At 38.0% G+C, this 24,813-nt stretch carries 32 protein-coding genes, 1 tRNA gene and 1 pseudogene; 5 read left to right on the top strand and 29 right to left on the bottom strand.

Annotation, left to right across the window (positions count from 1 at the left end):
• Window positions 1-17: 17 nt before the first annotated feature.
• The 10 genes from JOC86_RS11755 to flgM form a co-directional block, all read right to left on the bottom strand.
• Window positions 18-1,514 (bottom strand): flagellar hook-associated protein 2, encoded by a 1,497-nt coding sequence (locus tag JOC86_RS11755; RefSeq protein WP_239587532.1) that lies wholly within the window; start codon window positions 1,512-1,514, stop codon window positions 18-20.
• A 14-nt stretch (window positions 1,515-1,528) separates the two neighbouring features.
• Window positions 1,529-1,888, bottom strand: a complete 360-nt coding sequence (gene flaG / locus JOC86_RS11750) for a flagellar protein FlaG (protein ID WP_205172698.1) — start codon at window positions 1,886-1,888, stop codon at window positions 1,529-1,531.
• A gap of 584 nt (window positions 1,889-2,472) precedes the next feature.
• Window positions 2,473-3,729 carry a flagellin N-terminal helical domain-containing protein gene (locus tag JOC86_RS11745; RefSeq protein ID WP_205172695.1) on the bottom strand — a complete coding sequence of 419 codons (1,257 nt, stop codon included), beginning with the start codon at window positions 3,727-3,729 and terminating at the stop codon, window positions 2,473-2,475.
• A gap of 149 nt (window positions 3,730-3,878) precedes the next feature.
• On the bottom strand, window positions 3,879-4,103 hold the full coding sequence (gene csrA / locus JOC86_RS11740; RefSeq protein ID WP_205172693.1) for a carbon storage regulator CsrA: 225 nt from the start codon (window positions 4,101-4,103) through the stop codon (window positions 3,879-3,881).
• 4 nt (window positions 4,104-4,107) lie between these two features.
• Entirely contained in the window at window positions 4,108-4,554 is a 447-nt protein-coding gene (gene fliW, locus JOC86_RS11735; RefSeq protein ID WP_205172690.1) for a flagellar assembly protein FliW, read from the bottom strand.
• Between the two features lie 18 nt (window positions 4,555-4,572).
• Window positions 4,573-5,178, bottom strand: a complete 606-nt coding sequence (locus tag JOC86_RS11730; RefSeq protein WP_239587531.1) for a DUF6470 family protein — start codon at window positions 5,176-5,178, stop codon at window positions 4,573-4,575.
• Window positions 5,179-5,215: 37 nt separating this feature from the next.
• Window positions 5,216-6,106, bottom strand: a complete 891-nt coding sequence (gene flgL / locus JOC86_RS11725; protein WP_205172687.1) for a flagellar hook-associated protein FlgL — start codon at window positions 6,104-6,106, stop codon at window positions 5,216-5,218.
• 13 nt (window positions 6,107-6,119) lie between these two features.
• The gene (gene flgK / locus JOC86_RS11720; protein ID WP_205172684.1) at window positions 6,120-7,718 is read right to left on the bottom strand and encodes a flagellar hook-associated protein FlgK; all 1,599 of its coding nucleotides are present in this window, start codon (window positions 7,716-7,718) and stop codon (window positions 6,120-6,122) included.
• Window positions 7,719-7,743: 25 nt separating this feature from the next.
• Window positions 7,744-8,232, bottom strand: a complete 489-nt coding sequence (locus JOC86_RS11715; protein WP_205172682.1) for a flagellar protein FlgN — start codon at window positions 8,230-8,232, stop codon at window positions 7,744-7,746.
• Between the two features lie 21 nt (window positions 8,233-8,253).
• Window positions 8,254-8,523, bottom strand: a complete 270-nt coding sequence (flgM, locus tag JOC86_RS11710) for a flagellar biosynthesis anti-sigma factor FlgM (protein ID WP_205172680.1) — start codon at window positions 8,521-8,523, stop codon at window positions 8,254-8,256.
• A 368-nt stretch (window positions 8,524-8,891) separates the two neighbouring features.
• On the opposite strand from flgM, the gene JOC86_RS11705 reads away from it, so the two are divergent.
• A tRNA-Arg gene (locus JOC86_RS11705) sits at window positions 8,892-8,965 on the top strand.
• Between the two features lie 325 nt (window positions 8,966-9,290).
• On the opposite strand, the gene JOC86_RS11700 is transcribed toward JOC86_RS11705, so the two are convergent.
• Genes JOC86_RS11700 through JOC86_RS11690 form a run of 3 tightly spaced genes read right to left on the bottom strand, consistent with a single transcriptional unit; the run spans window position 9,291 to window position 11,024 of the window.
• Window positions 9,291-9,746, bottom strand: a complete 456-nt coding sequence (locus tag JOC86_RS11700) for a hypothetical protein (protein ID WP_205172667.1) — start codon at window positions 9,744-9,746, stop codon at window positions 9,291-9,293.
• A 26-nt stretch (window positions 9,747-9,772) separates the two neighbouring features.
• Window positions 9,773-10,777, bottom strand: coding sequence for a DUF3231 family protein (locus JOC86_RS11695; protein ID WP_205172664.1), 1,005 nt, complete (start codon window positions 10,775-10,777; stop codon window positions 9,773-9,775).
• Window positions 10,778-10,781: 4 nt separating this feature from the next.
• On the bottom strand, window positions 10,782-11,024 hold the full coding sequence (locus tag JOC86_RS11690) for a hypothetical protein (RefSeq protein ID WP_205172661.1): 243 nt from the start codon (window positions 11,022-11,024) through the stop codon (window positions 10,782-10,784).
• A gap of 255 nt (window positions 11,025-11,279) precedes the next feature.
• Here JOC86_RS11690 and JOC86_RS11685 point away from each other — a divergent pair, with 255 nt between their 5' ends.
• The 4 genes and pseudogenes from JOC86_RS11685 (at window position 11,280) to JOC86_RS11670 (ending at window position 13,198) form a co-directional block, all read left to right on the top strand.
• Window positions 11,280-11,519, top strand: a complete 240-nt coding sequence (locus tag JOC86_RS11685; RefSeq protein WP_239587530.1) for a helix-turn-helix transcriptional regulator — start codon at window positions 11,280-11,282, stop codon at window positions 11,517-11,519.
• A gap of 13 nt (window positions 11,520-11,532) precedes the next feature.
• A pseudogene (locus tag JOC86_RS11680) lies at window positions 11,533-11,858 on the top strand (YhjD family protein).
• A 141-nt stretch (window positions 11,859-11,999) separates the two neighbouring features.
• Window positions 12,000-12,902, top strand: coding sequence for an ATP-binding protein (locus JOC86_RS11675; protein ID WP_205172658.1), 903 nt, complete (start codon window positions 12,000-12,002; stop codon window positions 12,900-12,902).
• Window positions 12,893-13,198, top strand: a complete 306-nt coding sequence (locus tag JOC86_RS11670) for an STAS-like domain-containing protein (RefSeq protein ID WP_205172655.1) — start codon at window positions 12,893-12,895, stop codon at window positions 13,196-13,198. The genes JOC86_RS11675 and JOC86_RS11670 overlap by 10 nt, the downstream gene beginning before the upstream one ends.
• A 78-nt stretch (window positions 13,199-13,276) precedes the next feature.
• On the opposite strand, the gene JOC86_RS24690 is transcribed toward JOC86_RS11670, so the two are convergent.
• Genes JOC86_RS24690 through JOC86_RS11590 form a run of 16 tightly spaced genes read right to left on the bottom strand, consistent with a single transcriptional unit; the run spans window position 13,277 to window position 24,811 of the window.
• On the bottom strand, window positions 13,277-14,065 hold the full coding sequence (locus JOC86_RS24690; RefSeq protein WP_239587529.1) for a peptidoglycan DD-metalloendopeptidase family protein: 789 nt from the start codon (window positions 14,063-14,065) through the stop codon (window positions 13,277-13,279).
• A gap of 47 nt (window positions 14,066-14,112) precedes the next feature.
• Window positions 14,113-14,394, bottom strand: coding sequence for a phage holin (locus tag JOC86_RS11660; protein ID WP_205172652.1), 282 nt, complete (start codon window positions 14,392-14,394; stop codon window positions 14,113-14,115).
• Window positions 14,395-14,679: a hypothetical protein gene (locus tag JOC86_RS11655; RefSeq protein WP_205172648.1), complete on the bottom strand. Its 285-nt coding sequence runs from the start codon at window positions 14,677-14,679 to the stop codon at window positions 14,395-14,397. It abuts the gene before it with no gap.
• Window positions 14,680-14,721: 42 nt separating this feature from the next.
• Window positions 14,722-14,883, bottom strand: coding sequence for a hypothetical protein (locus JOC86_RS11650; RefSeq protein WP_205172645.1), 162 nt, complete (start codon window positions 14,881-14,883; stop codon window positions 14,722-14,724).
• The gene (locus JOC86_RS11645; RefSeq protein WP_205172643.1) at window positions 14,880-15,026 is read right to left on the bottom strand and encodes a hypothetical protein; all 147 of its coding nucleotides are present in this window, start codon (window positions 15,024-15,026) and stop codon (window positions 14,880-14,882) included. Before JOC86_RS11645 ends, JOC86_RS11650 begins: the two co-directional genes overlap by 4 nt.
• The gene (locus JOC86_RS11640; RefSeq protein WP_205172640.1) at window positions 15,004-15,384 is read right to left on the bottom strand and encodes a hypothetical protein; all 381 of its coding nucleotides are present in this window, start codon (window positions 15,382-15,384) and stop codon (window positions 15,004-15,006) included. Before JOC86_RS11640 ends, JOC86_RS11645 begins: the two co-directional genes overlap by 23 nt.
• Window positions 15,385-15,396: 12 nt before the next feature.
• Window positions 15,397-18,051, bottom strand: a complete 2,655-nt coding sequence (locus JOC86_RS11635; protein WP_205172637.1) for a phage tail protein — start codon at window positions 18,049-18,051, stop codon at window positions 15,397-15,399.
• Between the two features lie 39 nt (window positions 18,052-18,090).
• Window positions 18,091-19,407, bottom strand: coding sequence for a distal tail protein Dit (locus JOC86_RS11630; RefSeq protein WP_205172634.1), 1,317 nt, complete (start codon window positions 19,405-19,407; stop codon window positions 18,091-18,093).
• A gap of 4 nt (window positions 19,408-19,411) precedes the next feature.
• Window positions 19,412-21,814 (bottom strand): phage tail protein, encoded by a 2,403-nt coding sequence (locus tag JOC86_RS11625; RefSeq protein ID WP_205172632.1) that lies wholly within the window; start codon window positions 21,812-21,814, stop codon window positions 19,412-19,414.
• Window positions 21,815-22,432 carry a Gp15 family bacteriophage protein gene (locus tag JOC86_RS11620; RefSeq protein WP_205172629.1) on the bottom strand — a complete coding sequence of 206 codons (618 nt, stop codon included), beginning with the start codon at window positions 22,430-22,432 and terminating at the stop codon, window positions 21,815-21,817.
• Window positions 22,432-22,821: a hypothetical protein gene (locus tag JOC86_RS11615; RefSeq protein WP_205172626.1), complete on the bottom strand. Its 390-nt coding sequence runs from the start codon at window positions 22,819-22,821 to the stop codon at window positions 22,432-22,434. The genes JOC86_RS11620 and JOC86_RS11615 overlap by 1 nt, the downstream gene beginning before the upstream one ends.
• Before the next feature lie 44 nt (window positions 22,822-22,865).
• A complete protein-coding gene (locus JOC86_RS11610; protein WP_205172623.1) occupies window positions 22,866-23,315 on the bottom strand; it encodes a phage tail tube protein in 450 nt (149 codons plus the stop codon).
• Window position 23,316: 1 nt separating this feature from the next.
• A complete protein-coding gene (locus JOC86_RS11605) occupies window positions 23,317-23,706 on the bottom strand; it encodes a minor capsid protein (RefSeq protein WP_205172620.1) in 390 nt (129 codons plus the stop codon).
• A gap of 17 nt (window positions 23,707-23,723) precedes the next feature.
• The gene (locus JOC86_RS11600; protein ID WP_205172618.1) at window positions 23,724-24,089 is read right to left on the bottom strand and encodes a minor capsid protein; all 366 of its coding nucleotides are present in this window, start codon (window positions 24,087-24,089) and stop codon (window positions 23,724-23,726) included.
• 1 nt (window position 24,090) lies between these two features.
• Window positions 24,091-24,420 carry a putative minor capsid protein gene (locus JOC86_RS11595; protein ID WP_205172616.1) on the bottom strand — a complete coding sequence of 110 codons (330 nt, stop codon included), beginning with the start codon at window positions 24,418-24,420 and terminating at the stop codon, window positions 24,091-24,093.
• On the bottom strand, window positions 24,398-24,811 hold the full coding sequence (locus JOC86_RS11590) for a head-tail connector protein (RefSeq protein ID WP_205172614.1): 414 nt from the start codon (window positions 24,809-24,811) through the stop codon (window positions 24,398-24,400). Before JOC86_RS11590 ends, JOC86_RS11595 begins: the two co-directional genes overlap by 23 nt.
• Window positions 24,812-24,813: the final 2 nt, after the last annotated feature.

The raw sequence follows: 24,813 nt of genomic DNA, 5'->3' as shown, positions 1-24,813 counted from the left end.
CTTTCATAAAAATAATATTACATCCCTCCGCCAAATTGCTGCATGAGGAACATGGATTGCTGGTTCGATTGCTGGATCGCCTTTTCCATGGCGGTAAATTGACGCCAATAGCGATCCTCAATTTGAATAAGACGGTCTTGGAAACGATCCATTTGGTCTTCAATATTGTCTAAGTTACGCCCTAAAGTAAATGTGCTATTCGTGCTTGAGCCTTTACCTGCTTTTTCTTCCACGTTTTTCATCGTGGCATCTAAGGTTTCTCTTAATCTTCTAGCCAACCCTTTTTCAGAAGTGGTCGCACCCTCTTTGGCGAATAGCTCATATATGGCATTAGGATCTTTAGAAATCGCTTCTTTTAACTTCTTTTCATTGATCACGAGCTTTCCGCGATCAAGATAATCATTTGAAGTCGTAATACCGATCTCCGCCAACTGGCTCAATCCCTCTGCACCAGATACTGGTGAGTACAGATCAGATCTCATTTTATTTATGGCAGAAGCAAGAATCGAGTCATTCCTTAGTGTCCCGCTTTTCGCCCTTTCTTCCCAGAGTTCAATCTCCTTCTCTTCCATAGACTCTTTTTGCTCAGCCGTTAGTGGTTGGAAGTCACGATAGCGTTTTTCATTGAGGTCCCCGTTCACTTTTTCAATCAGCTTATTATACTGATCGACAAATTTAACGATTTTTTCTAAAATCCCATCAACGTCAGGGGAGGAACTAAAGGTAACAGGTGTGTTGCTTGCATTTTTTAAGCTGACTTCAAAGCCGTTGATGGTGAACGTATTGGAAGCCCTTTCGGTTGCTAACCCATTATAAGAAAATTTAGCGTTCTGCCCTTCTGTTCCATTTCCAGCAGTCGCGGCAGCTTGATTATCCAGTTGAAGATTTAAGACATTGATGAAAAAGTCGCCTTCTAAAACGATTTCCGCTCCGTCTTTATTATTTCCCGTATTTTTGGCTGTGGCCGCAACTTTTCCAGTTGCTGAATCAAAGAACATACTTACATTTGACACAGAATTAATTTTGTTAATCAAGCTTCCGATTGTTTCTTCTGCAGGATCAAAGGTGATTTCTGTAGGCTTATCCTGCATCGTTCCATCCGGATTGATGGCATTGATTTTGATCGTTTGAGTTCCGGTGATGTAGTCACTTAATTTCTTCGATGGGTCAATGCCTGTACTGGAACCACTAAACATGGTAGCAGCTGAAGCCAATTGCTCAACTTGAAGGGTTCCAGAAAAATCACTTGTAGAATTTAAATTCCGAATAGTAAATTCATTCGGGTTTGATACACTAACGGTTTTTTGGGCATATGTCCCTTGTTTCATCACACTATCAAAAATAAGATTATCAAAATTAAACATCATTTTGTTGATTTCCCGATAGTCATCACGTTGCCATTCAAGATATTGCTTTTTTTGCTCAAGCTTATTAAGAGGGATCTTTTCAGCTGTCATTAATTCTTTGACCATTGAATCAATATCCATCCCACTTGCAAGTCCGCCTATTCTCATACCCATTAACTCCTTTAAATCTTCTTATCTACCATTAGCCCGATAAACTCAGTCATCGCAGCATGCATATCTAATAGTTTCTTTGAAGGGATTTCTTTAATAACCTCATGATTGATATCATCGACGATGGTTACATAATACTCCTGTAAACCTTCGTGAAACTCAAACTTTAAATGCGTGTTCGATGCTTGTAGAAATTTGTTCATGCCTTGTACGACATTTTCTAGCTTTTCTTTTGTCACGGGTTCTTCTTTACGGTTTTCTCGATTAGATGATTGAACTTGTTCAGTTGACGATTTCTCAGCAGTTGCTCTCTCAACAAAGTTCGATTTGATTTGTGAAGCATAAGACTGATTTTGTATGCGTTCAATCATTTTGTTCGTTCCTTTCGGTTAATCTTCTAGTAGTTATATCGGTTGGAGATTGGGGAAATTAAGGGGTTTGGGGAAAATGATAGAGAATAACCTTAAAAATTGATCGTCTGATAATAAATCGTAAAATTTCAAATTTACCTATTAATCTATGTTGGATGAACTAAAAAAAGATGGCTCCTTTGAAGGAAGACCATCTTGGTTTTACTATTAACGAAGAAGTTGAAGAACTCCTTGTGGTTGTTGGTTCGCTTGCTTTGCGACTGTACCTTTCGATTACAGAATAGACTATATCTTCACCCACATAAACGGTGTGGGGCTGGGCACTTCGAACAGTATTCACTGCCCTATGAGATTCATAGTCATAGCATATGCCTTAGACCGTATTCTCTAGTCGTTGAACCTTCTCCAGATTTTCCTCACAGGAGCTTGGCTGCTGATTATCCATTGTTTCATCCTCATCCATTTTCAAACCATCACGCTTACCATTTCCGGTTACGTTGTGGTTGATGAAGCTTTAGGAAGTTCCAGCAATTCACCCAGTTATACTCTAGCTCGTTGCCAAGCTAGACGCCCTTCTAATCAAATTATCTCAAGAGTTGTAATACTCCTTGAGGCATTTGATTCGATTGAGCCAACATTGCTTGTGCTGCTTGCGCAAGAATTGAATTCTTAGTTTGGTTCATCATTTCTTTCGCCATGTCTACATCTCGGATACGTGATTCTGCTGCTGTTAAGTTTTCACTTGAAGTATTAAGATTATTGATCGAATGATCTAAACGGTTTTGGTAAGCACCTAGTTTAGAACGTTCAGCAGAAACAGTTTCAATCGCGGAATTAATTTTTGTAATTGCAGCATTTGCATTGTCATGAGTAGAAATATCAATGCCACGAACAGTAATTTCATCACCATTTGAAATAGCAGCACTAAATGTTACTAAAGTATTCCCTTCATAATCTTTAAATGTTGTTGCATCATCAGACACAGCTACAACATCTCCATTATTATCTAATAATGCTTTCGCTGTATCATCATATTTGTAAACACCAGCTTGTAAGCCTTCATTGGTTACTGATCCAGTAGCAGTAGCAGAACCTGAAGAAATTTTCACACTGCCTGTTGTCACAGCTTCACCAAATGTTAATGTATCATCGCCATTTGCAGCAGTCCAGCTTTTACCATCTGTACTCGTTGCAACAGCTTGTCCTTTATCATTAATAAGTTCAAAGTCTCCAGAAGTTTCATTTTTTGCAACATTATAACTACCGTCTGCGATATCATCTGTACCATCACCAGCATCAGTAACAGTTGCAGTAACCTCTAAAGTAACATTACCAGTCACTCCTAAAGAGCTTCCGCGCATATCACTGATATCAAGTTTTAAATTTTGGTTTTCATTTGCTCCAATATGGAACGTGCCTTCAAATGAACCATTTAGAAGTTTTTGAGTATTAAATTCAGTGTTATTCCCTATTCTTGTTAATTCTTGGGATAATTGATCTACTTCTTTTTGCAATTCTTCACGATCAGTAGCTGTATTTGTATCATTTGAAGATTGAGTTGCTAACTCACGCATACGTTGAAGAATGTCATGTGTTTCATTTAGAGCACCTTCAGCAGTTTGAATTAAAGAAATCCCATCTTGAGCATTTTTAGCTGCCATATCCAAACCACGAATTTGTCCACGCATTTTTTCAGAGATCGCTAATCCTGCAGCGTCATCTGCTGCACTGTTAATACGAAGACCTGAAGATAATTTCTCCATTGATTTTGATTGTGCACCAGATGCACTTGTTAATTGACGATAAGTATTCAACGCCGCAATATTATGATTAATACGCATAATAACTTTCTCCTCCTTGAGATGAAGCCCACTTCCTTGTGAGCTGTATGGTTTTTGTCAGGAGACTAAAGCGGCCGTCTTTAGTTCTCCTTTACACTAGTATTATCGGAGGATATGGGTTTGAGTTTAATAGTTTTGGTCAATTTTTATCATTTTTTGTCTTTGGGTAGGATGGATAGTAGGTCGCCCACCCCTTTTGAGGCGTTTTGGTTTTCGGATTGGATGTCTAAATAAATTTCTTTCCGATGAATTTCGACATTCTTAGGGGCATTTATACCTAGTTTTACTTGATCGCCACTAATCTGTTTCACCACAATTTCGATGTCTTCTCCGATTTGAATCGCTTCTCCGCTTTTTCTAGTTAAAATTAACATCGTCTCACCCTTTCATCGACGCTGTTTGTGACTCGACAAACAGATGTCTTGTTTTATAATCTGGGTGATTCAAAATCACTTGTTTTCCGTGGTTGTTTTTTTGGTTAATAACAATAGGAGCTTGCAGATTGGCAGTCGAATTTTCAAAAGGATTTTTCAAGGTCAAAATCGTATAAACAAGGACATCACTCTCTTGCTGAATCCCCAGTTGATCAAGCGTCCCAGTCTCTAAAGTAAAATCATACCCCTCAAAAAAGTGAAACGGATTCGTAACGATAAACGCAAGCCCCGGTGTGTTCGTCGATTGTAAAACTTGAAATATAGGATTCTCGGGAACGGGTAACAGCATAAATGAGGTTTCATCTCCAAATCCAGGAATTCCATTTTTAAAAACTAGCCTATCCCGCTCTTCTATTAAAATTTCTCCATGGTAACTAGTCTGTATCTTCATCCTTCACATTCCTTCTATTTAAATTTCTTGTTCGTAACCAACCCCGACATGTTTTAGATTTTCAAATTCAATTTTCATGTCGCTATATTGCTTAAGTTTAATATTTACCTTAGCTGGTACATGCTCGATTATAGGTTTCTGCGGTTTCGTATTATTAATCACCCTATGAGGTTCAAAATGAATGTTCACATCGCCAGGATCGTAATTTATTTTGACACTGCCAGCCGATGGGATCCAGCCAATATTAAAATCATAGCTTGGGTTTTCGCTATTGCGTTTCGCCTGCTCAGCTAGTGGGTTGCCACCGTTCTCTATCTTCATCAACTCATCCCCATCTTGGGAAACGCGGGCAAGTCCAGAAAGCCAGTCTTCATATCCCTGCTTGGCAAATTCCGCTATTCGTCTTGAAATATGCTTTAAGTCCATGTCTGCCCATGCTTCTGTTTGATCGATGGTGAGCTTTGAGGGAATATGTTCAATGTCTAGCTTACCTTTTGGCTGCTGAAGGTCCAGCTTCGCAGGAGGCTGCTCGATTTCCATTCTACCTGGCTTGGTTTGGATCTCAATTTTCGCTGGAGTGGATTGCAGGCGTATCTGCGGGAAATTCATATTACGTACCTCCATATAAAAAGGGAACTAACCTAATAGTCCCCTTTCATTCTTATCTTAAAAAGTCCATAAGAGTCGGTTGAATAATTCGTGCCCCGACAGCTAGTGCTGCACGATGGACACTTTCTTGTGTTTTTAACTCCGTGATGACTTTTTCCATATCGACATCTTCGTTATCTGAAAGGATCCTCGCTGCCGTTACTTCCTGCTGGAATAGGCGGTCGTCTACCATTTCAAGACGGTTATAGCGGGCACCAAGTTCTGAACGCTCTGCCGTTACGGTTTCCATTACTTTATCAATACGACCTAATAATTGATCTAAGTCCTCTGGATTATCACTTTCTAATGCTTTTTGAATATCTTGTACGGTGTCAAAAAGCTCTTGGTTGAAGACCTGATTAGGATTTACGTTCGCCTTCAAGGAAACACCTTGTGAAACCTCTACCATGTAGTTATCTATTTTCCGATCATTTAGGTTGGCTGCAACAACCGGGTTATCTGGATTTGACACAGGAGGGTTTTTCGTATCGGTTCCATGAAAAATATATCGACCTGCTACTTGTGTGTTAGCAACATTCACGAGATCTTTTTTGATTTGTTCAATTTCCCGGGATACGGATTCACGATCTTCTTCACTTAGTGTCCCATTCTTCCCTTGCAGCACTAATTCACGGACACGGTGCAAGCCTTGGTTAGCCTGTTCAATCCCCGCTTCAGAGTTTTCCATCCATAAATAGAGCTCGGACAAATTACGTTTGTATTGTTCAATTTCCGTCAGATTGGATCGATAAAACATGCCTTTCATCGCGACCACTGGATCATCGGACGGTCTCGTAATTTTTTTCCCTGTCGAGTTTTGTTCTAGAAGTTTTCCGATTCGCTCATACGATGAGCTTAAATTTCGTAATGAATTATTGGATATCATACTTTGAGTGACACGCATTGTTCTTACCTACCTATCTACCAACGGTACCCATACCGTTAATGATTTTATCGAGTAATTCATCTTGGAGGGTAATCATTCTTGCTGATGCATTATAAGCATGCTGAAATTTAATCATGTTGGTCATCTCTTCATCAAGGGAGACACCACTCACAGACATTCTTCTTGTCTCAACGGCATTTGTTAAAACAGCACTATTTTTTGCAAGGCGAACCGCTTCTTGTGATTCGACGGCCATTTGTCCAATAACGGATTCATAATGACCTTTAAAGGTAGCATCATAATCATCCCCTAACGGCAATTCCTTTTTGTCAATCACGTCAGCCAGTGAAAGGATATTGCCGGCATCCCCCGCTGTCGGATTGGATGCGGATGCACTCGCGATATTGTCCGTGCTTTCTTTAATTTCATCTGAAATATCGATGCGACTTGCAAACCCTTTTTTATCACCCAGGCTGCCGTCTGTTGTGCTCTTATCGATAAAGAAGTTGGGAGTATTCGGTGTATATGGGTCTGGTAAATTTTCAGGATCAAACCCTTCTGCATTCATCTCGGTTAAGGTAACCCCTTGTTTATGCTGTTCATTGAACGCTTTAACGAACTCATAGGCGAGATGATCCAATTCTTTTAGCATATTAGGGTAAGAGCCTTCTACTGTGTAGGTTCCGTCTTGAAGATTTTCTTTAACATAACCAAATGAATCGACGAGGGCTCTTAATTTTCCTTGTGCCCCAAAGTCCGTGTAAGCGACATCCTGTTTGCCCACTTTGATTCCACTGACAAGGCCTTCTTCTTCATGGTATTGGACCTTCATCTCGTTGACGCCATGCTTTCCTACAAGCTGAGAAGCTCTTGATCCTTCACCATAAGAAAGGAAAATCGATGCTCTTCCTTCTGCAATATCTAGCGAAGCCCCACCATTGCTCTCATAGCTAACTTGGATGTCTACGATTCCTGAAAGTTCATCAATTAATCGATCTCGTTCATCATAAAGGTCGTTTGGTAAATAACCATGTGGTTCTACGTCAGCTATTTGATTATTAAGCTTATGTATCTGATTTAGAAGAGAATTCACTTGTTTTTCGGTAACGGATATTTCATTTTTCAAATCCTCTTGAATGCCCTTAAGAGAATTCGATAAATAACTAAACGTTTTCGTTACGGCAATGCCTCGCTCACGGACAACAGAACGGGCACCTGGATTCGTTGGATTGACGGCAAGATCCTGTAATGACTGCCAGAACATATCCATCGATTTCGAAAGACCAGAGTCTGATGGTTCGTTCATCACTTCTTCCATCTTCTCCATAGCACTCATCTTTGTTTCCCAATAGCCTAATTTGTTAAGTTCCCCACGAAACTGAATATCTAAAAATTTCTCACGGATCCGTTGAACAGAGCCTGCCTCAACTCCAGAACCAATTTGACCCGGGATCTGTGGTCGATTCATACCTACTCCAGGATAAGGTTCGGTTGTTTGAAAATTTACGCGCTGCCTTGAATATCCAGGTGTATTCGCATTCGCAATGTTATGTCCTGTTGTATATAACGCACCTTGCTGAGTGAACATACCACGCTTAGCTGTTTCTAACCCATGGAAAGTCGATCGCATGGTGTTACCTCCATTTCTTTGTTTCCTATGCTCTTGAATCAATAATCGATCGCTGAGAAGTAGGTTTCCTTTCTTGATCGGGGCGTCCATAATTTCCTTGATCATTTTGGGGATGTATCATTGATAAACTCATATTGACGTATTGAAGTGATTGATAAATGAGCTTTTGATTGAGTTCATTAGCTGTTTTCAATTCATCTATTATCATTAGTAGTTGTTTTTGTAATCGAGTCAGTTCGTTTTTATCATCGTCATTAGCTACCTCTATGCATTGAGAAATAGTCGGATTTGTTCCTGCTTTCCCTCGTTCTTTTAAAAAGAATGTCGCTTGCTTCTGACGTTCCATTTCCATTGTATTAATAGCAGCGATGTGTTTTTGTTCATCTTTTAAAAATTGATCTAAACCGTTCACGTCACCTTTTTTAATAATCTCTGTTTTTCGCTGTGAGAGATCGAGTAGACTACTATGCAGTTTGATTAATTTTTCCAGAGTTAAGATAAGTGGTCGAGCCATACTCTCCCTCCTATTTTACGATTATTGGTTATGATAAAAATTCTTCAAGCCTTTTGCGATGGCTTTAGAACTAGGCGTATAGGTTCCATTTTGAACCTGGATCTTCAGGTCTTCTACCTTTGCTTGACGCTCTTTGCTTAGCTTTGAGGCTTCCTGCATCTCTTTTGCCTTTGTTGAAATCTCGATTTTATCCGATTTCTTTTGATTGCTAGTAAGAGATTCGTTAACGTTATTGTTCAAGTGTTTTTTGTAAGGGTTGACACTAGAAGGACCAATATTATTGATTTTCATTATGATATCCCTCGCTTTCTTCCGTTCAGACGTTATTCTATTTATTATATCGGATCGCAGTGGGGAATGTTTAGTTTTTGTTAGTTGGATATAAAAAAACACGAGCACATTTGCACTCGTGTTTTAACATTAGCTTTCTACAATTCCCTATAGTCCATAAAATATTAAGCTCCAACCATACTCCGTAAGAGCTTTTTCAACGCCTTCTTCTGTCAAGTTCTCTTCATGAGGAACCGCGACAATTTAGGTGAAAGTCATCTCGAATCCGATTTCGAATGTGAAAGTCTTCATTACATTGTGCGCCATAAATTCTATTAGTACAAAATCATTGACCTAAATCTTCATTATAATTATAATAAAATTTCAATGTCCCAGTAGCTCAGCTGGATAGAGCAACAGCCTCCTAAGCTGTAGGTCGTGAGTTCGAATCTCGCCTGGGACGTATTATAAAAATAACGCAAACCCCTTTCATATCAATGGGTTTGCGTTTTTAATTTCATTAATTTTATATTGCTATTCAGATTTATTTTTGGGTCTTGGGGTCGGTTTGGGGTCGGAATTGAAAATTTGGTGTTTTTAGGGGTACGGAAACGATTCGAAGGATGAGGGGTCACTTTGGAAAACAAAACCAAAAATCAAGAATTAGATGTTTAATGTCAATGGAGATGTTCCAGAAAAGGCCATATAGTGGAATGAAACTTATAAACCAATAGAGCAGTTAAGTACATAAAAACCATCCTCTAATAAAAGTAAATAGATGATGGTTTTTATGATATATTATTTAAGATTTTTCTAATAATTAATCCGATTATTATTCCAGGAAAAACAAACAACACTGGAAGCCAAACAGGACCCAAAAGCACTCCAAATACCGTTAAGTTTGAGGAGAAAATTAACCCCATAGTTACAAAAAACGCGGCGAACACATACGGAAGAAAAGAATAAGGGTCTTTCTCTCCGTCTGCATCTTTCACCGCATCCCACATAGAAAAAAAGTACAAACAAGGATAAAACATCAACCACTGATAATCCGCATGTTTTATAGCATCACTAATTTCCCCATGAAAACTTAGAAGTATGACCTGATTAAAATTGGATTGTACATTAATCAGAATTTCAAGCATCAATAAAACTGTTCCTTTAAAATACTTTCCGTTTAAATATTGTCCAAATCCAGGAAGTGCGATGCTCCACAATAGTTTTTCAAATGTATTTTTATTCACTTATACAACCTAAGAAATATTTTTTATTATTTTTCTTTTGCAATTTCTTTTCTATTAGGAGCAAGTGGTGGTTGTTCTAACCATTTATTTTGCACCATAATATCGAACCATTTTTTGGTAACCATGAGAGTTTGAAGAATAGTGCTTTCGTAAGTGGTTACAAGATCTGTTCGCATGGCTGATGCTAGACCTGTCCCATGATATACCTGTGCAGCTTGGAACAAAAAACCAATATGATACAACATTAATTTATCGGAAAAAGGAGAGTCCGTTGAAGTTGTCACTTCTGTTTCCCACGACCTAGGAACTGGCAAATTATCCTTGTGCATTATTTTTGAAAGGGCTTGTATTTGTCCATCAGACATTTTTTCGGAATCCTCTAAAAATTTCCTTACTTCCTTTGTTTGAGCGACTTGACTGAATGCGATAGAAAGTGTTTTAGCCATAATACTCTTTTTAAGGTTGAAAGAAATACTGATGATTTCTGTTGCAGTTAAACGTCTCCCTTTTCCGAAATATCCATCTGTGAAATCTTGGCTAGAAATAAATTCAGGGTTCTTAGCAGGGTAAAATAAAGGATCTCTTTGGAAATTCCCTTTCTCGAGCAACAACTCTATGGTTTGATGGTACATTTTTTTCGCATCGTTATCGCAAGAATCGTAAAAATCCCTTAAATCTTTTCTAACAGAAACACTTAAGGCAGTGGTATGTCCGAGCAAACCATGCAAAGTCATGATATGTAAATAATTTAAGCAAAAAATGTCAGTGAACAGTCTCTCTCCACCTTTGTTGAGGTCAGATTCAGTAAATCCAATTGGAACTGGAAATCCATCGTTCTCAATAAAAGTTACGAGCTGTTTCTTTTGTTTTTCGAACGTCTTGATAGCATCCTCAAAAATAGTTTTTATTGATTCATCTTCAATAATAGAGTACATATATCTATTTACAACATCTGTCATTGTTCCGTTTACATACTCTCCCCACAGTGTTCCTATTTCAGAAGATGTGAGCTTTAAGTTATTCTTATCCATAATATCACCTCTTAGGTATTATTTGATAATTTGGCAATAAATATGAATTTTTTTGTACTAAAGGGTCATAGTTCTTTTTCTTCTTTAATTGAGTGGTAAGAGTTTGATCACCATCCTTAACATTTAACCCACTAAGAGAGAAAATCTTATTCAGTTTTTTTGAATCATTTCCTAATCCATTTTTCGAGAGATGAGCTTTCAAAGCTAAACTTCCCATTAAGGTAGTTATGACTATTTCAAAAATCATTTAAAAATTCCTCCTTCCAACGCCACCTCATTGGAACTTACGTAGTAAGTTATCCCTGGAATCGAGTATTTTCGAAATAAGTAATGAGGCTTTAATCCATACAATCTGGCATATACTCGAACTAGCTTCTAAGGTGGTATTGAGTTTGGTAAGTTATCTGGCATTGAATTAGTATTGATAAAGCATACGTGGGATAATGTTTGTCCTATACGAAAAAATTTAAAGGACAAGCAAATTTTTTATCGAATACTAAGAATGGGTGATGATATGGAAAATAAAATCAAACAATATTTGATAGAAAACGGTATTAAGCAGAATTTTATTGCAGAAAAAGTGAACATATCCTCTGGGGCAATAAGTTTAATTGTAAGAGGAAAGTCTATACCAGAGCTTCCTACTGCCATTAGATTAGCAAGAGCCCTAAATACAACTGTAGAAGATCTTTGGGGAGATTACGTTGATCATGAGGTGATGGATTTTGACAAGGATTCCTGAACATGACAGAGAAATGATAGAAACTGCTATGTATTTACCAATGGTGCTGAAGATACTTGAAAGAGATATGGAGATTTTCCAGAAGGGTCAATATAAGTTAAGAAGGCCTTATCTTGAACTCATTGAAGAAGCTATGAAGTCAGTGCAAAGGGATTTAAAAATGGCTAAGGAACATCTAAGAAAAGAAAGTATCAGCATTGCTGAAGTGAAAGAGATTCTGAATTTACCAAATACAGCTTTTATTATAAAGGGTATGAAGAATTCCATAATTACTTTAATCCACGGATACGAAACAAATGTGAAGATATATTGAGGCATTATCTGAGATATGAAAAATAAACCCTTTATAATAATTTGCCTAAAAAATCTATTAGAAATTTTAATGTATTTCCTTTCATTAACATTTTTTACTGATATAATCAAAAGAAAAAAAGGATAATTGATATTTACAAGCGTATTATTAAAGGGAGAGGTCAAAAAGTGGAAGTTGTATTACCTTCAAGATTTACAAGAGATACAATGTATAGATTATTAGATAAAGTAATTGATCCTGATTTAAATCCAAAATCTCATGCTATCGATTTTAACTTTTGCAATTTATCTTTTATAGAACCTACAGGAATCACTATCCTTAGTAATTTATTTGAATGGTTGGTAAAAAGGGATGTAGATGCAAATATTATCTACCCCCATGTGGATGAGATATCCGGAGGAAAGAATGATCCTATTCAATTTTTAGATGACTCAAAGTTTTTTGAAAGATATCTTGGTGAAACAATTACTAAGTATCCAGAAACAAGACCAACAACAATTCCTCTAAGACTTATTGCTTATAAAGACAGCTATCAATGGTTAGAAAATGATTTTACTCATTGGTTATCAGCACAATTGGGTATCACCCCTAAATCACTAGTTAATATTAGAATGTGCTTTGGAGAGATATTCAATAATATTAATGATCACGCACAAGAAAACATAGGATGTATTTTTGCACAACATTATCCTAGGTCTAATGAAATAAAAATCTCCATTTCTGATTTTGGAGTAGGAATACCAAACAATATTCGAAGAGTTAGCCCCTCGCTTCAGGACCATGAAGCAATCGAAAGAGCTACTGTTGAAGGTTTCACCAGTAAAACTTCGCCTAGAAACTTAGGAGCAGGATTGCATACATTGATAGAAAATGTGGTAAATGATAATGGAGGAGTAGTTTTTATTCATTCGAATTATGGTATATTAACTTGTATTAAGGGAAATAATATGATTCAAAAGTTTCCTTTGATTAAAAAGAGTTTTTATCCTGGTACTCTTATTGAAGTTGTATTAAAAACCGATGGCATTGAAAATATCGAAGACTATGAGGAGGAGTTCGAATGGGATTAATTAGAATAAGTGACCACATAGGACGATGCTACTCCAACAAAGAAGGCAAAACTATTCAAACTATTTTAAAAAGGGAATTAAATAAAGGGAACCCTATTACAGTTTCTTTCGAGAAAATTGATGGAGTCACATCTTCTTTTGTTAATACCGCCTTTATCGAGTTACTTGATGATTTTGAATTTAATACAATTAAAAGTTCAATTAAATTCATTAACACATCCAAACAGATAAACGAGATGATTAAAGATCGTTTTAAATTTGAGGTAGATAGAAGAAAAAAGTTGGTTCTTGCGTAAAGAACACCCCTCTCAATTGAGAGGGGTGTTTTACACTTTTATCATAAAAATCCCTCTCAAAGGAGAGGATTTTTAATTTTATTCTACACGAATATAATTATCATTAGCCGTTATGAAGAAATTATCTCCTTCGCTATTTTCAACCTCAAATTGATAGGCGTCCTCGACTTTAAGCTTTTGAATTATCTTAGGGAATCCGTATCCCTTAGTTAAATGGCCAGCAACATCATTATCATCCCAAGATGGCTCATCATAAAATCGCAACTTAGCCACCTTACATTCAGCTCGTTTTCCAACATATGAAGGGGTATTGCCTTTTAACTTTAATTTATCTCCTGGATGAATTACGTTGGAAGTTAATCCATTCAATGATTTTAACTCATTAACTGACATCCCATTATCCTTAGCAATTTCCCAAAGAGTATCACCTGATTTAACTGTATGGTAATCAGAAGGTGATTTACCGATGTAATCTAACGGATCTACCGCACAGGATTTGGCATAATTCCATCTTCCCTTGTGGAGTTCAAAATGAAGATGTTGCCCTGTAGAAAATCCTGTGTTACCCATATACCCTAACATTTCACCTTGCTTCACACGCTCTCCTGCTCCTACTTTACGGCTACCAGAACGCATATGAGCGTATACTGTTTCGTATATTTGTCCGCCAATTTCATGAACAATAAAAACGACTTCACCGTAAGAAGTTGATCTGTAGGATTTACTTACTCTACCCGCAGCAGCTGCTAGAATTTTCACTGTTCCACCCTGTGCAAAATCTACGCCATGATGATTCCTTGCTACTCCATTTAATATGTCATACCCAAAATTAGAAGTTACTCTACCTTCACATGGTTTTATAAACATGTTATCCTCTCCCTTTTCAAAATAAAAAGCCACCTATAAAGGCAGCTTTATTTGTAAATATCTGATCTTGGTTTTTTATATAATCTTGCTTGATCACTATCGCTTAGACTTTCAGTGGTTGGGTCCTGAACGACACCGAGTGAAGCTAATACCCCAAAAATTGCATTGACTGCAGCAAGCACCCAGCCCTTAATTTCTTCGGTAAATTGAAAGTCAGTAAGACCAATTGCATGAGCTCCAACTAATAATACTTCTGCTAAAATAAAAAGCTGTGAGATGACTGCAATCACCCAAAGTTTATTTTTGAATCGTACTCCCCAGTTAATCATTTAAACATCTCCTTTATTATCGATTTTATCTATACGCTTATGAGCTTGTTTTGTACTTTCATCAATCCGCACAACGGTTTCCGATAAAGAACTCCAACGTTGTTCATTGGCTCTTAAATCAATTCTGATTGAATCAACAGATTGACTAATATTGTCCAACTTTGTTTCGATGACAGCTGACTTTGAAGCATCATCTTTCACATTTTTGTCTCTTTTTTGAGCAAATGTGAAAAGTCCAATTAAGAATCCACCAATTGCTATTAAAACCCCAAATTCTACTTGCATGTCCTCATCCTTTCTAATCAAAATAAAAAAGAAGCTAATCAATCAAGCTTCTTTAGATTCTTCATTCTCTTTAAGGGATTCTTCTAGTTGGCTTTTCAAGTCCTCATTCTCTTTTTTTAACGCCTGAAACTGTTCTACTAATGCTCTTTGTTGTACCGTCATTTGACCAATGATTTCATATAAATTTGTTTGTTGATTATTCAAATTAATTCCCCCCCTGCGCTTGTATTGTTTTGGATTGCTGCTTCTAGTTCTGCAACGCGATTTTCTAATTCTTGGATCTTTTCTTCAGGACTTTCCGTTTCTGAAGGTGGGTTTTTCGGTTTAATGGAAGGGGTTATCAGCATATCCCGTTTCCTCCTTAGTCAGTTCGTCAATATATACGATATCGCCGCTATATGAACCATCTGGAGAAGTTTTAACAGATAAGAACCTATGAAAAATCTTTTCCTCTCCCTCGTATATAGCCATGTTGACACCGTCTAAATAGGTTACTTGTAAACGGTACTCATAACCTACTCCAGATTCCACAATATAAAGGTCATGAGAAACTTCTACTTCAGTATCGGATATGAGTTCAAAAGAAACTTCTTGCATATCCTGACCATCAATTGAACCAGCGCCAATTGTAAATAAAGAAGGCGATTCTTGAAGAGTTAATCCCTCCATGAATCGCCTATTTTCTATTCTTTTAACTTCTAACAAAAAGATTCCTCCTTATGCTTCATATATAATCATTAATCTCACAACAACTGTCGTTGAGCTGGAAGCAGCGTTACCCGTACTTCTGAACATGTAGACCCTAAACCCTGTGTGCGATTGGTTATACGCCCTAGCGATCATGTAATACGAACTGCTACCGTACGGTTGGGCAACCACCATGAAGATGTTTTCCGCACCACTGAAATTATAGTCTCTGTATACTAGGGTTTCACCAGATGGCATCGTTATGTCCATTTGGTCTATATACATAGTAAGGACACTATGCTGTACTCCATGAACCGCTTCTACGTCTTGATCAATCATGCCTGTCATTGCCCACGCATAGTATCCGCTATCCCTTTGGATTGAAGTAGGAGGTAAATAGGCTACATCAGTGTTGACGGATGTGACTCTACGACCATCTTCTGCGGAATCAATGGTCATCATATTTTTTGCCCCGCCTTGACCATCCCCTGAGTATTGCCACACTTCAAAACCACCAGCAAAACCAGCGGCAGCAGGATTATAATTATTTCGCCCTGTATGGATAACAACGTTCGAATATCTTACGTTATTTGAAGTATTAAGGAAATTGTTTAACAATACGGTAGGGACATCGCCGTTAGCCGTTCCCCCTTCGGCAGTCGCCTTTAACCACAACCGCCCTTCATCCTCGTCAGGAATATGCGATCCATAAATGGAAGTTTGCCTTTTAAGGTAATCCATAAAAATCCAGGTTTCCGATAGCGATCCTGACGCGTGAAATCCAAGCGATAAATAATCTTTAGCGCCCATCATACTTAAACCTTTGTTGGTTGTTCCTACTTGCTTAGAATCTCGGATATAACCTGAGACAAGTCCGTCTTCTGCATCGTGGAATCTAAGTGCGGATGAATCTACAGATATAACAGTTGTGTCATTCTGATAAGTCGCTATCGCACCATTCACGATTTCAACGCGACCTCCCGCGCCGTCATCTTGGTAAATGTTAACCCCCGTCATGTCTCCGGCGTTGATTTTATCCGCGTCTAAATTAACAATCATCGCGTTGGTAATTGAAACATTAGCGATTTTAGCGAAATCAATAGCTGCGTTTTCAGCTATTAAAGAATTTGTAATTGTTAACGGTTGTATGTCAGTATCGGCATTAATCCGAACTGTATTAGCCGTTACTTCGCTTGTGAATCCTGAAACAGTTCCATGTGTATTAACTGCCCTAACGCGAAAATACCACTGTTGATTGACTTCTGCGGTGTGAACAAAACCCCCAGCCTTACCTCTAAATAAAAGATTAGAAGAATCAGGGGTAAACCCTTGAATTTGTGACCCATAGATTTCATATTCTGCGACTTCATAAGACGGGTTATAATCCCATTTCAACTGAATAGTTTTGAATAATCCGTTAGCGGTGAAATTGGTCGGTGTAGCTGGTACAACGTCTGGAAAATCCCCATCAGTCACCGGATCTTCAACTTTATCCCAAATACCGCCCTTGTTATTCAATTCAGCTTCGATTTTTTCTAACTTTTGTCTTTGAGTGAATAACTCTATATAGTTACCCAGTTCTACAACCGCGGTATTATCAGGGTTAGAAACGTCATATTCATATGAAATAATCCGCACTTCAACTATGATAGGGTTAGAAAAGTTCCGATTGATAGCGAAAGTAGTATCACCTAAACGCGCTTTTTCGTGTTCGTAACCTGTGATATTTTCTAATGTGAATACATCCATTTTAAAATTAACTAATTGTTTTTGTTGCTCTTGTAGCGCTTCCCAAGTCGCTTTTAATAGTTCAGCTGGATCATCATAATTCCCATTATCAAAAAAACCAAAGCGGTGTCTAGTTCCACCTTCTCTGCCGAACGTTTGAAGGGCTTCTGGATCTCCTACCCATTCTTGACCTAGTGGTTTGTCTACAGGATCACCATTTGCAACACTCCATTCAACATCTGCAAAGGTTAACTTCCTAGAAAACCCTCCGTTATCGGTTTCTAAAGATTTACCGCGACCATATAAAGCGGTTTTAGGATATGATTTTGTTTCCCGTTGAAAGGAAAGTATATTTTTATCCATTTCCCATCGTTTTCCCGTATCAGCGCCCCGTCTAACTAAATGGTCAACATACCTTCCGGTAATTCCTAAACTATCTACCTCGATCCGATCTCGATATTCACCGCCCCATACGTTGCAAATATTTGCAACGGCTTCAGCGGAATAAATGTAATAAAAGTTTGTGCTATTCGTTCCAAGTGAATCAACCTGTCCGGCTTGCCATCGGGTGTCCTCTAATGCTCTTGTGAGGGCTTCTTGATTCGTTACGTTAAAAGGGCGCTTATCTTCTATAGGTTCATCCCACAATTCATTTATAGAAGGTTCACAAATAGCGGTGATTGTTGCCCCTTCCTCCGCTTCATCCTCTAATACTTCACGAATCATGAATAATCTAAAATTGCCGTCTAAGTCTTTAAAAGAAACTTGATTTTCAGCGACAATATACTTTGAATCTTCATGACTTCCAAGGGTGGTAAACTTGAATTCAGAACCTTTGTTCAACATTTCTTTAAAAGGTGCATCCCAAAAAGGACAAGCGCCTTCATTGTTATCCGTATCAGTCGATAGAATGGTTAAAAGGTTGTCATCTGGATCAAACACCCATAAATCAGCCATTTATTCACCCCCAATAAAAAGAAGCCCTAAAAAGGACTCCTATACATGCTTCGTGTTGTATGTGATTTCAGCGTTTGATACATTTTGACGACTAATAAATAGTTCGTTTGATCCTCTTTTCAACTTGAACCAACTAGAAAGTAAATCAAGCGTTGTCATGTTCACTTTTCCGTTAATGATTACTTTTCGTTTACCGAAATCAACTTCTAGAACGTCACCACTTACAAAGTTATAAATAACTCTTACAGAATCGCCGGTTTCTTTATTCCTCACAAAAAAATCACTTGCTGCACCTGAAAATGTAGAAGTGACAATAAAAGAAGGATTTTTCGCCCCGTTATTATCTACAGTGAAAGTATTTAATCCTAGACTAATAGTAAATTTAGCGGTATCTATATCTAATTGAGCAGGTGTAACGCCGTCTGTCGCGTTTGTTCTTGCTCTATAGAATATATAACCATTAGAATCAATATTTCGATCTAATGCATTAAGAGGTGCAAAATTGTGATGAACATTAGATAGAGATGAACTAGTACTTGAAGTTCCCCATGTCCAACTGTTAGAAACGGAATCCCAGATATGCACCCATACTTTATAACCGTCTTGGTTACTTCCTCGACCCCAAAAATCAAATGCGAATTCTGAAACATTTCTTTCTAACCAATTTATTTTATCGGTCATTGTTTCGCCTATACTGAACCCTAGTTTCTTTTCGACACTTCCGACCATATCAAAAGCAAACATTGCACCGGCTTCTTCTCCTGAAGCGGATCGTATATAATCGGCAAAAGTGCCATCCAGAAACTCTATTTCATCATACCAAGGTTGAGAAGGTTCAAAGGTAAATTGATATTTTAATGCTCCAGCAACTCCGCTAAGATAGAAAATACTTTTATTTTCTGCGGTACTTCCAGATATTTTCCCTTCATAATTTTCAACGGTTGATAGTTGAACAGAAGTATCAACCGTTACACTAGAACCTTTTTTATACGGTTGTCTCATGAAAGGAAGTGTTCCTTTTCCTTTAACTATTATTTCTTCCCAATCAGGCTCACCATTAAGGAAACCATAATAGGTTTTATCTGGTTCATCAGAATAGACAATTTCAGCCTGTTCTTCTAAATCAAGCAATACATTTAATTCATCTACTTTTTGGCGCATATCCTCTAAACCGGAAGCAAGAATAGAGAAATATACAGGCATTTTACGCAACGGCAACCGCCTTTTAACATAATGATCACCGTCAACGTTCGGAACAGTTTGGGTGGTAGCTTCTTGCTCTATTATTCCGCGCCCTCCTACATCAGAAACCCTAATAGGGAGTTCTACGCCATTTACTTTCATTGTAAAACTCAATGGATCACCCCCTAATAAAACGACTATCTGCAAAGCTACCGTCATTCTGGAACTTCGTGATATCCTCCCATGTTTCCCTTGCAATAACTTTTCCATTTAAGTTAATGGCTAGTGAAACAGGAACGCCGTTATTACTTATTTGTGTTGGCGGTGTCATGGTATCGGCAATTTTCTGACCTATCATTCCTAGAACAGAGGGTTTTAAAGGTAAAGCTGCTTCTGGAACACTAGCATCACCAATACCTACTAATCTAGGACTGTTTGCCGGGAATACACCACCATTCTTGTACCAATTAACTGATAATTTCGGCACGCTTAATCCAGGTGGTACTAGGTCTAGCTTGCCTCTTAAAGAGAAATGAGGCAGTTTAATTTTTGGTAGTCTGATTTTCAAGCCATTAAAGAAACCTCTGATTTTATCAACTTGTCTCTTAATAAAATCAACAGCCTTTCTAATAGGGTCCATGATTGCTTTTTTAATAGAGTTGAATTTTGAAGTGGCAGCACTTCTTAAATCATCCCACTTATACAATGCCTTTAAATAGAGGTCCTCGATATAACCAATAACCTTATTTTTAGCATTTAATATTGGTGTCATAATGGCTGATTTTATATCATCCCACTTGTACAAAGCTTTCAGATACAAGTCTTCGAACCAACCTTTGATTTTACTACCCATATTCTTAATCGCATCAACAGCCTTACCAGCAAAACCTTTAATTACTTTAAAAATCTTGCCTAAGAATCCGATTTGCACTAGTCCCCAAATCAATTCAAGGGCTCCAGATAAAATTTGTTTTATAGAATCCCATAACCCTTGCCAATCTCCAGTAAATAATGCAGAGAAGAATTTAATGATCCCCAAAATGACGTTGATTGCACCTTGGACCACATTCTTTATTGCTTCCCATGTACTAACCACAATCATTTTAATTAACGGCCATACTACTTGAAATATTATCATGATAACGGTTAAGGCAGTATTGATGACTGTCTGAATAACATTCCATACATTTTGAGCAGCAGCTAAAATAGAAGCTTGGTTTTCATCCCAAAATGCTTTAATTTGTGTCCAAATCTCCATAATAAAAGCACCGACTGTAGTAATGACGGTACTGATTACTGTGCTTATTGAATTCCATATGGTTGTTACTTTTGTTCTGAATTCTTCATTTGTTTTCCACATGCTTATGAATATAGCGACTAATCCTGTTACAGCTGCTATCACAATACCAATAGGTCCTGTAATGGCGGTTAGAGCTGTCCTTAACATTGTAATTCCCTTAGCCGTTCCATCTACTTTTGTAAATAACGAGGCGATCCATCCAATGAATTTATTAACGATCCCTGCAATATTTAAAATGATTGGGGCAAGAAACATAAATGCTCCAGATAGTTGGGATATTGCGATACCTATTGAAGCAATAACCGGATTCCCTTCAATTAAGGACGTTATAAATGGAATTACCACATTTAATACATCCAATACAGCAGAACCTAAAGGAGCAAGGGCTTTTCCTATCTCGATAATGAGCATAGTGATATTTCCGATTAGGGATAACAGTTTTGGTCCATTCTCTCTAACATAGTCTACAAACTCCTGAAAAGCCTTCGACTGACTTAATCCAGCTGTCCAATCTGCGAACCCTTGTGTTAGTTCTAATAATCCGCCTTGCATATCATTAGAAAGTGGACTGAATGCCCTCATGAGGTTCATAAATCCCAATAGAACATTTCCGGCAATTTGTCCAAAGGTAACGATTGCTGGACCGGCATCTTTACCGACATATTCAAAGAATGCTTTGACTTCACTCGTTCCTAACGATCGATTCAGCGAATCTAACAAAGTATTAATCCCATCAGCAGCACCTTTAATAGCTGGTTTAGATAGTTCTAATACTCCCTTAAGTGCATCTAACGATTTACCGAATGCTTGGACAACAGGTGTTTCAAATGACTTGGCGAACCCATCCCAAAAGGTCTGGAATTCTTGAAGTGATCCTAACGCCTCTTTCTGCGCATCCGATAACCCCATCGTCGCTAGCCTTAATTCCTCCATAGCAGCCGCACGCTCTTTTGCAGTGTCAGCTTTCGCAAGCTTTTCCTCTGCATCTGCAATAGCCTGGTTTGCTTCGAAAATATCAGTTAATGTTGGAATTGCTACTGCTCCAAAACCAATGACTCCAATCCCTGCTGCAGCGAATGCTGAAGATAAAGCCAATACCCCACCTGTTAATGCAGCGACCGCTGGAAGGGCAGCAGGGGCAATGTTAATGGCTGCTCCAAGTGCTGCGGTTTTAATTAGTCCAGAATCCAAGCTTCGTAGCTTGTCCTTTATGTTTTTAATCCCTTGCGAAATTCCCTTATCATCAATTTCAGATTCTATTGTAACCTTACCATCTGCCATCTATTTCCCTCCCTTCTTATAAGCCGAGAAGGCGGAACTTAATGCATCGTCATTATTTTGTTGTTCTTCATCTAATTTCAAAGCGTGAACTCTTTTCATTTTTCTAACGTGAGCAATGTACTCTTTTGAAGCTTCTTTCTCGCTTGGAACAGTCATAGTTCGATAGCCGATAACTTGTTTAAATGGGGAATTATCATCTAAATGTGTCATTAACGCTTCGAACTTCTTCCAGTGAAGTTTCCCTTGAAGTTCAAATAGATCAAGTTTATAAACCGCAAAAAAAGACGCAAAGATAAGATCCGCGTCTTGTTTGTAATCCATGAACTTTTTCGGTGGTGCGCCTTCTTCTTTTTTGTCTGAATCCAGGTCAATCTCTAAGAACTCTTTCATAACAAATTTGAATAACTCTAATTGTTCTTCATATGATTTCTTTTTTACTAGATCGTACTCATATAAAAGCATTTCTAACGCTATAAAAATCTTTTCGAATTCAAGCAAGGACTCATCATCAAACATTTCAAACAACCTTAGAATGTTATCGAAAGCCATATCGACATGGATAATATTGTCCTCATATTCAAAGCAGTCATCATCAAAAGATGATGTGAGAGTGAACATCACTTCTTCTTCCCTTTGACGTATTTAGATTTTTTATCCTCGAGGTTTCGTGTTTTACGGTCATTTACGATTTCTGCTAAATGCCAAACTAAGTCGAGCATGTTCATGACCGACTTACCAGCTGCTTTATAAAGAGGTTCGAATGAATCCTCCCCAAGAACGGTGTTGATTATCTTTTTCACCAATGTTTTCAATTCTTCGAAATGTTTCCATTGGTCCTCTTCTGATAGCTTGGTTTCATCAACACTCTCTAGTTTTTTAATGTCATCTTGGAAAGCAAAAAACTCCTGCTGGTATTCTTTAATTTTGGCGTCGCTAAAATCGACACGATAGACATTGCCTGCGATTTCAATCTCTTCATATGCTTTCTGAAATTCAAATTTCCTCATCCTATGATCCTCCTAAAAGAAAATAGAGGGGAAATCCCCCCTCTTTATGCTACTGGCGGTGTGTAAGTTGGTTTTCCATTGAAATGAATACCAAAGCTAATCTCTCCCTTTGAACCAGCTTCACCACTTGGACCACCTATTTCTACGATAGTGGCTGGACCTTCCAAAATACCTCCATCTGGTTCTGTCCAACGGAAATTGGTACGTCGTGCGTTTCCTAATTCAAGTCTCTTGCTATAGATGAAATCTTGAGCTTCATCACCATATTTACGATGACCCGAGAAACTCAAAGTTTGTTGAGCTCCAATTACATCGGTTTCCCCATATCCATCACCATCTAGGTATTTATCCTGTGATAGTTCCTCGTTATTACTAGGTTCCACGCTGTTTAATCCCCCAGCAAGCCGGCTATAAATCGGTTCCTGTGTAGTTGTATCAGTCCCTGTTTGAATTTCGAATTTATGAGCTGACTGTAAATAAAATTCTCCTGGCATTCTATGAACCTCCTTTTGTTAGTTCAGCATTAAATAATGCGGTATATGTGTGCTCTCCATGTTCATTTTCTTCCACCCAATTCGGCATTGTAGTGCAATGACATCTGAGCAATAAAAAACTGCCGTCTTGGCTCGATATGGAGCCCTTGGGCAGTTCATCTAAAGCATTATATATGTCATGACATTTTCGATACGCTGTCATGCTATTTGGGTCTTTAACTAAAACTTGAAAAGCAAAGTTGATTGTTTTATCTCTGTCTAAATACGGATCATTCGGTGTAGAAGGTGTTGGGCGAATAGCGATAGATTTTGGTTCTGTTAATAATGAAGGCGTTGCGATTGTCGCATTTAATGTTAAATTTGTTTCTAAATATTCCTTTGCTCTTATCATGAAATCCACCCAATCACCTACTTCCCATCAAAATATTTAGCGTATTTTCTACCAATTTCCTTCATCCACTCAGGTCTTTTCAGCGCTTTTGCAGCTTCAAACCATAACCCTTGTGCATGGGGGTTAGCGTCCTTAGAAAAATTGTATTGTGGATTGTAATACAAACGCCTTGCTTGTGGTAATTTCCACACTAAAAGACCAAGACCGATTCTACTATGTCTAAATGAACTACGCTCTAGTTCTCCAGTTTCTTTTGGAATAAAGAAGTTAGAATCCTTCAAAACATCCTGATCCAGTTGCATTTGTGCTGCTTGTTTAGATTGTTCTCGTTTTGTTTTTAGTTTAGCCTCATCAAGATTTACTTTGACATTAAACTTAATCATTTTACGTCAACTCGATTTCGTAATGGTGAAGAGTAAAGGCGTGAATAGGGTTTACCTTGTTCACATACATGACATCACCATTAAAAGTCACTTTAGACTTCTCTTTAAACTCCGGAATGGGAGAAGAATTTACAACGTCAACAATCAGCAAGGACTTATAAAGAATTTGCTCTCCAGTATTGGTCCTTTTAATATTCGATGACGATTCAACACGAACATTTTTCAAGGTGATAGCTGGCTTATAGCTTTCCTCTGACCAACCATCATCAGGAATAGGTTCTTCATAGGTAACCTCATGGATCAGCAAACTAACAGGAATAGGACGAATCATGAGTGTTCACTCCTCGATACAAAAGGCCAGTAGGTTTGAGATATTCAATCACTGCTGGACTAGTCCTTTGTTGTTCTCTGTTAAGTTTCGAAGTGCTATCACCCTCGGAGTAACTAAAGTTCCCGACACCTACAGAAGCATATCCCCCTCCATGAGTCGCAGTATCGCCGCCCATAGAAACCATGTATTCAACTTGGGCTGAAGTCGCCTTCTTCACTTGGTCTTGAAGAAATTGAGCCAACTGTGTGAATTCTACACCAGTAAGGGAATAGTTTGTTATCTGATCAATAATATCGCTAGCTTTTTTAGACAAACGAGAAAAGGCGTCCACATCAGCGATGGGAACACCTCCATATGTTTCGTCATAATAGGTTTTGTCGATGTAAGGCATCT

Source organism: Rossellomorea pakistanensis (assembly GCF_016908495.1).
Lineage (GTDB): Bacteria > Bacillota > Bacilli > Bacillales > Bacillaceae_B > Rossellomorea > Rossellomorea pakistanensis.
This window is presented reverse-complemented; position numbering and strand designations above follow the sequence as displayed.

Excerpts from the sequence above, each read along its gene's own strand:
- JOC86_RS11755 (WP_239587532.1), bottom strand. The coding sequence starts at position 1,514 with ATGAGAATAGGCGGACTTGCAAGTGGGATGGATATTGATTCAATGGTC.
- flaG (WP_205172698.1), bottom strand. The coding sequence starts at position 1,888 with ATGATTGAACGCATACAAAATCAGTCTTATGCTTCACAAATCAAATCG.
- JOC86_RS11745 (WP_205172695.1), bottom strand. The coding sequence starts at position 3,729 with ATGCGTATTAATCATAATATTGCGGCGTTGAATACTTATCGTCAATTA.
- csrA (WP_205172693.1), bottom strand. The coding sequence starts at position 4,103 with ATGTTAATTTTAACTAGAAAAAGCGGAGAAGCGATTCAAATCGGAGAA.
- fliW (WP_205172690.1), bottom strand. The coding sequence starts at position 4,554 with ATGAAGATACAGACTAGTTACCATGGAGAAATTTTAATAGAAGAGCGG.
- JOC86_RS11730 (WP_239587531.1), bottom strand. The coding sequence starts at position 5,178 with ATGGAGGTACGTAATATGAATTTCCCGCAGATACGCCTGCAATCCACT.
- flgL (WP_205172687.1), bottom strand. The coding sequence starts at position 6,106 with ATGCGTGTCACTCAAAGTATGATATCCAATAATTCATTACGAAATTTA.
- flgK (WP_205172684.1), bottom strand. The coding sequence starts at position 7,718 with ATGCGATCGACTTTCCATGGGTTAGAAACAGCTAAGCGTGGTATGTTC.
- JOC86_RS11715 (WP_205172682.1), bottom strand. The coding sequence starts at position 8,232 with ATGGCTCGACCACTTATCTTAACTCTGGAAAAATTAATCAAACTGCAT.
- flgM (WP_205172680.1), bottom strand. The coding sequence starts at position 8,523 with ATGAAAATCAATAATATTGGTCCTTCTAGTGTCAACCCTTACAAAAAA.
- JOC86_RS11695 (WP_205172664.1), bottom strand. The coding sequence starts at position 10,777 with ATGGATAAGAATAACTTAAAGCTCACATCTTCTGAAATAGGAACACTG.
- JOC86_RS11690 (WP_205172661.1), bottom strand. The coding sequence starts at position 11,024 with ATGATTTTTGAAATAGTCATAACTACCTTAATGGGAAGTTTAGCTTTG.
- JOC86_RS11685 (WP_239587530.1), top strand. The coding sequence starts at position 11,280 with ATGGGTGATGATATGGAAAATAAAATCAAACAATATTTGATAGAAAAC.
- JOC86_RS11670 (WP_205172655.1), top strand. The coding sequence starts at position 12,893 with ATGGGATTAATTAGAATAAGTGACCACATAGGACGATGCTACTCCAAC.
- JOC86_RS24690 (WP_239587529.1), bottom strand. The coding sequence starts at position 14,065 with ATGTTTATAAAACCATGTGAAGGTAGAGTAACTTCTAATTTTGGGTAT.
- JOC86_RS11660 (WP_205172652.1), bottom strand. The coding sequence starts at position 14,394 with ATGATTAACTGGGGAGTACGATTCAAAAATAAACTTTGGGTGATTGCA.
- JOC86_RS11655 (WP_205172648.1), bottom strand. The coding sequence starts at position 14,679 with ATGCAAGTAGAATTTGGGGTTTTAATAGCAATTGGTGGATTCTTAATT.
- JOC86_RS11645 (WP_205172643.1), bottom strand. The coding sequence starts at position 15,026 with ATGCTGATAACCCCTTCCATTAAACCGAAAAACCCACCTTCAGAAACG.
- JOC86_RS11635 (WP_205172637.1), bottom strand. The coding sequence starts at position 18,051 with ATGGCTGATTTATGGGTGTTTGATCCAGATGACAACCTTTTAACCATT.
- JOC86_RS11625 (WP_205172632.1), bottom strand. The coding sequence starts at position 21,814 with ATGGCAGATGGTAAGGTTACAATAGAATCTGAAATTGATGATAAGGGA.
- JOC86_RS11620 (WP_205172629.1), bottom strand. The coding sequence starts at position 22,432 with ATGTTCACTCTCACATCATCTTTTGATGATGACTGCTTTGAATATGAG.
- JOC86_RS11615 (WP_205172626.1), bottom strand. The coding sequence starts at position 22,821 with ATGAGGAAATTTGAATTTCAGAAAGCATATGAAGAGATTGAAATCGCA.
- JOC86_RS11610 (WP_205172623.1), bottom strand. The coding sequence starts at position 23,315 with ATGCCAGGAGAATTTTATTTACAGTCAGCTCATAAATTCGAAATTCAA.
- JOC86_RS11605 (WP_205172620.1), bottom strand. The coding sequence starts at position 23,706 with ATGATAAGAGCAAAGGAATATTTAGAAACAAATTTAACATTAAATGCG.
- JOC86_RS11600 (WP_205172618.1), bottom strand. The coding sequence starts at position 24,089 with ATGATTAAGTTTAATGTCAAAGTAAATCTTGATGAGGCTAAACTAAAA.
- JOC86_RS11595 (WP_205172616.1), bottom strand. The coding sequence starts at position 24,420 with ATGATTCGTCCTATTCCTGTTAGTTTGCTGATCCATGAGGTTACCTAT.
- JOC86_RS11590 (WP_205172614.1), bottom strand. The coding sequence starts at position 24,811 with ATGCCTTACATCGACAAAACCTATTATGACGAAACATATGGAGGTGTT.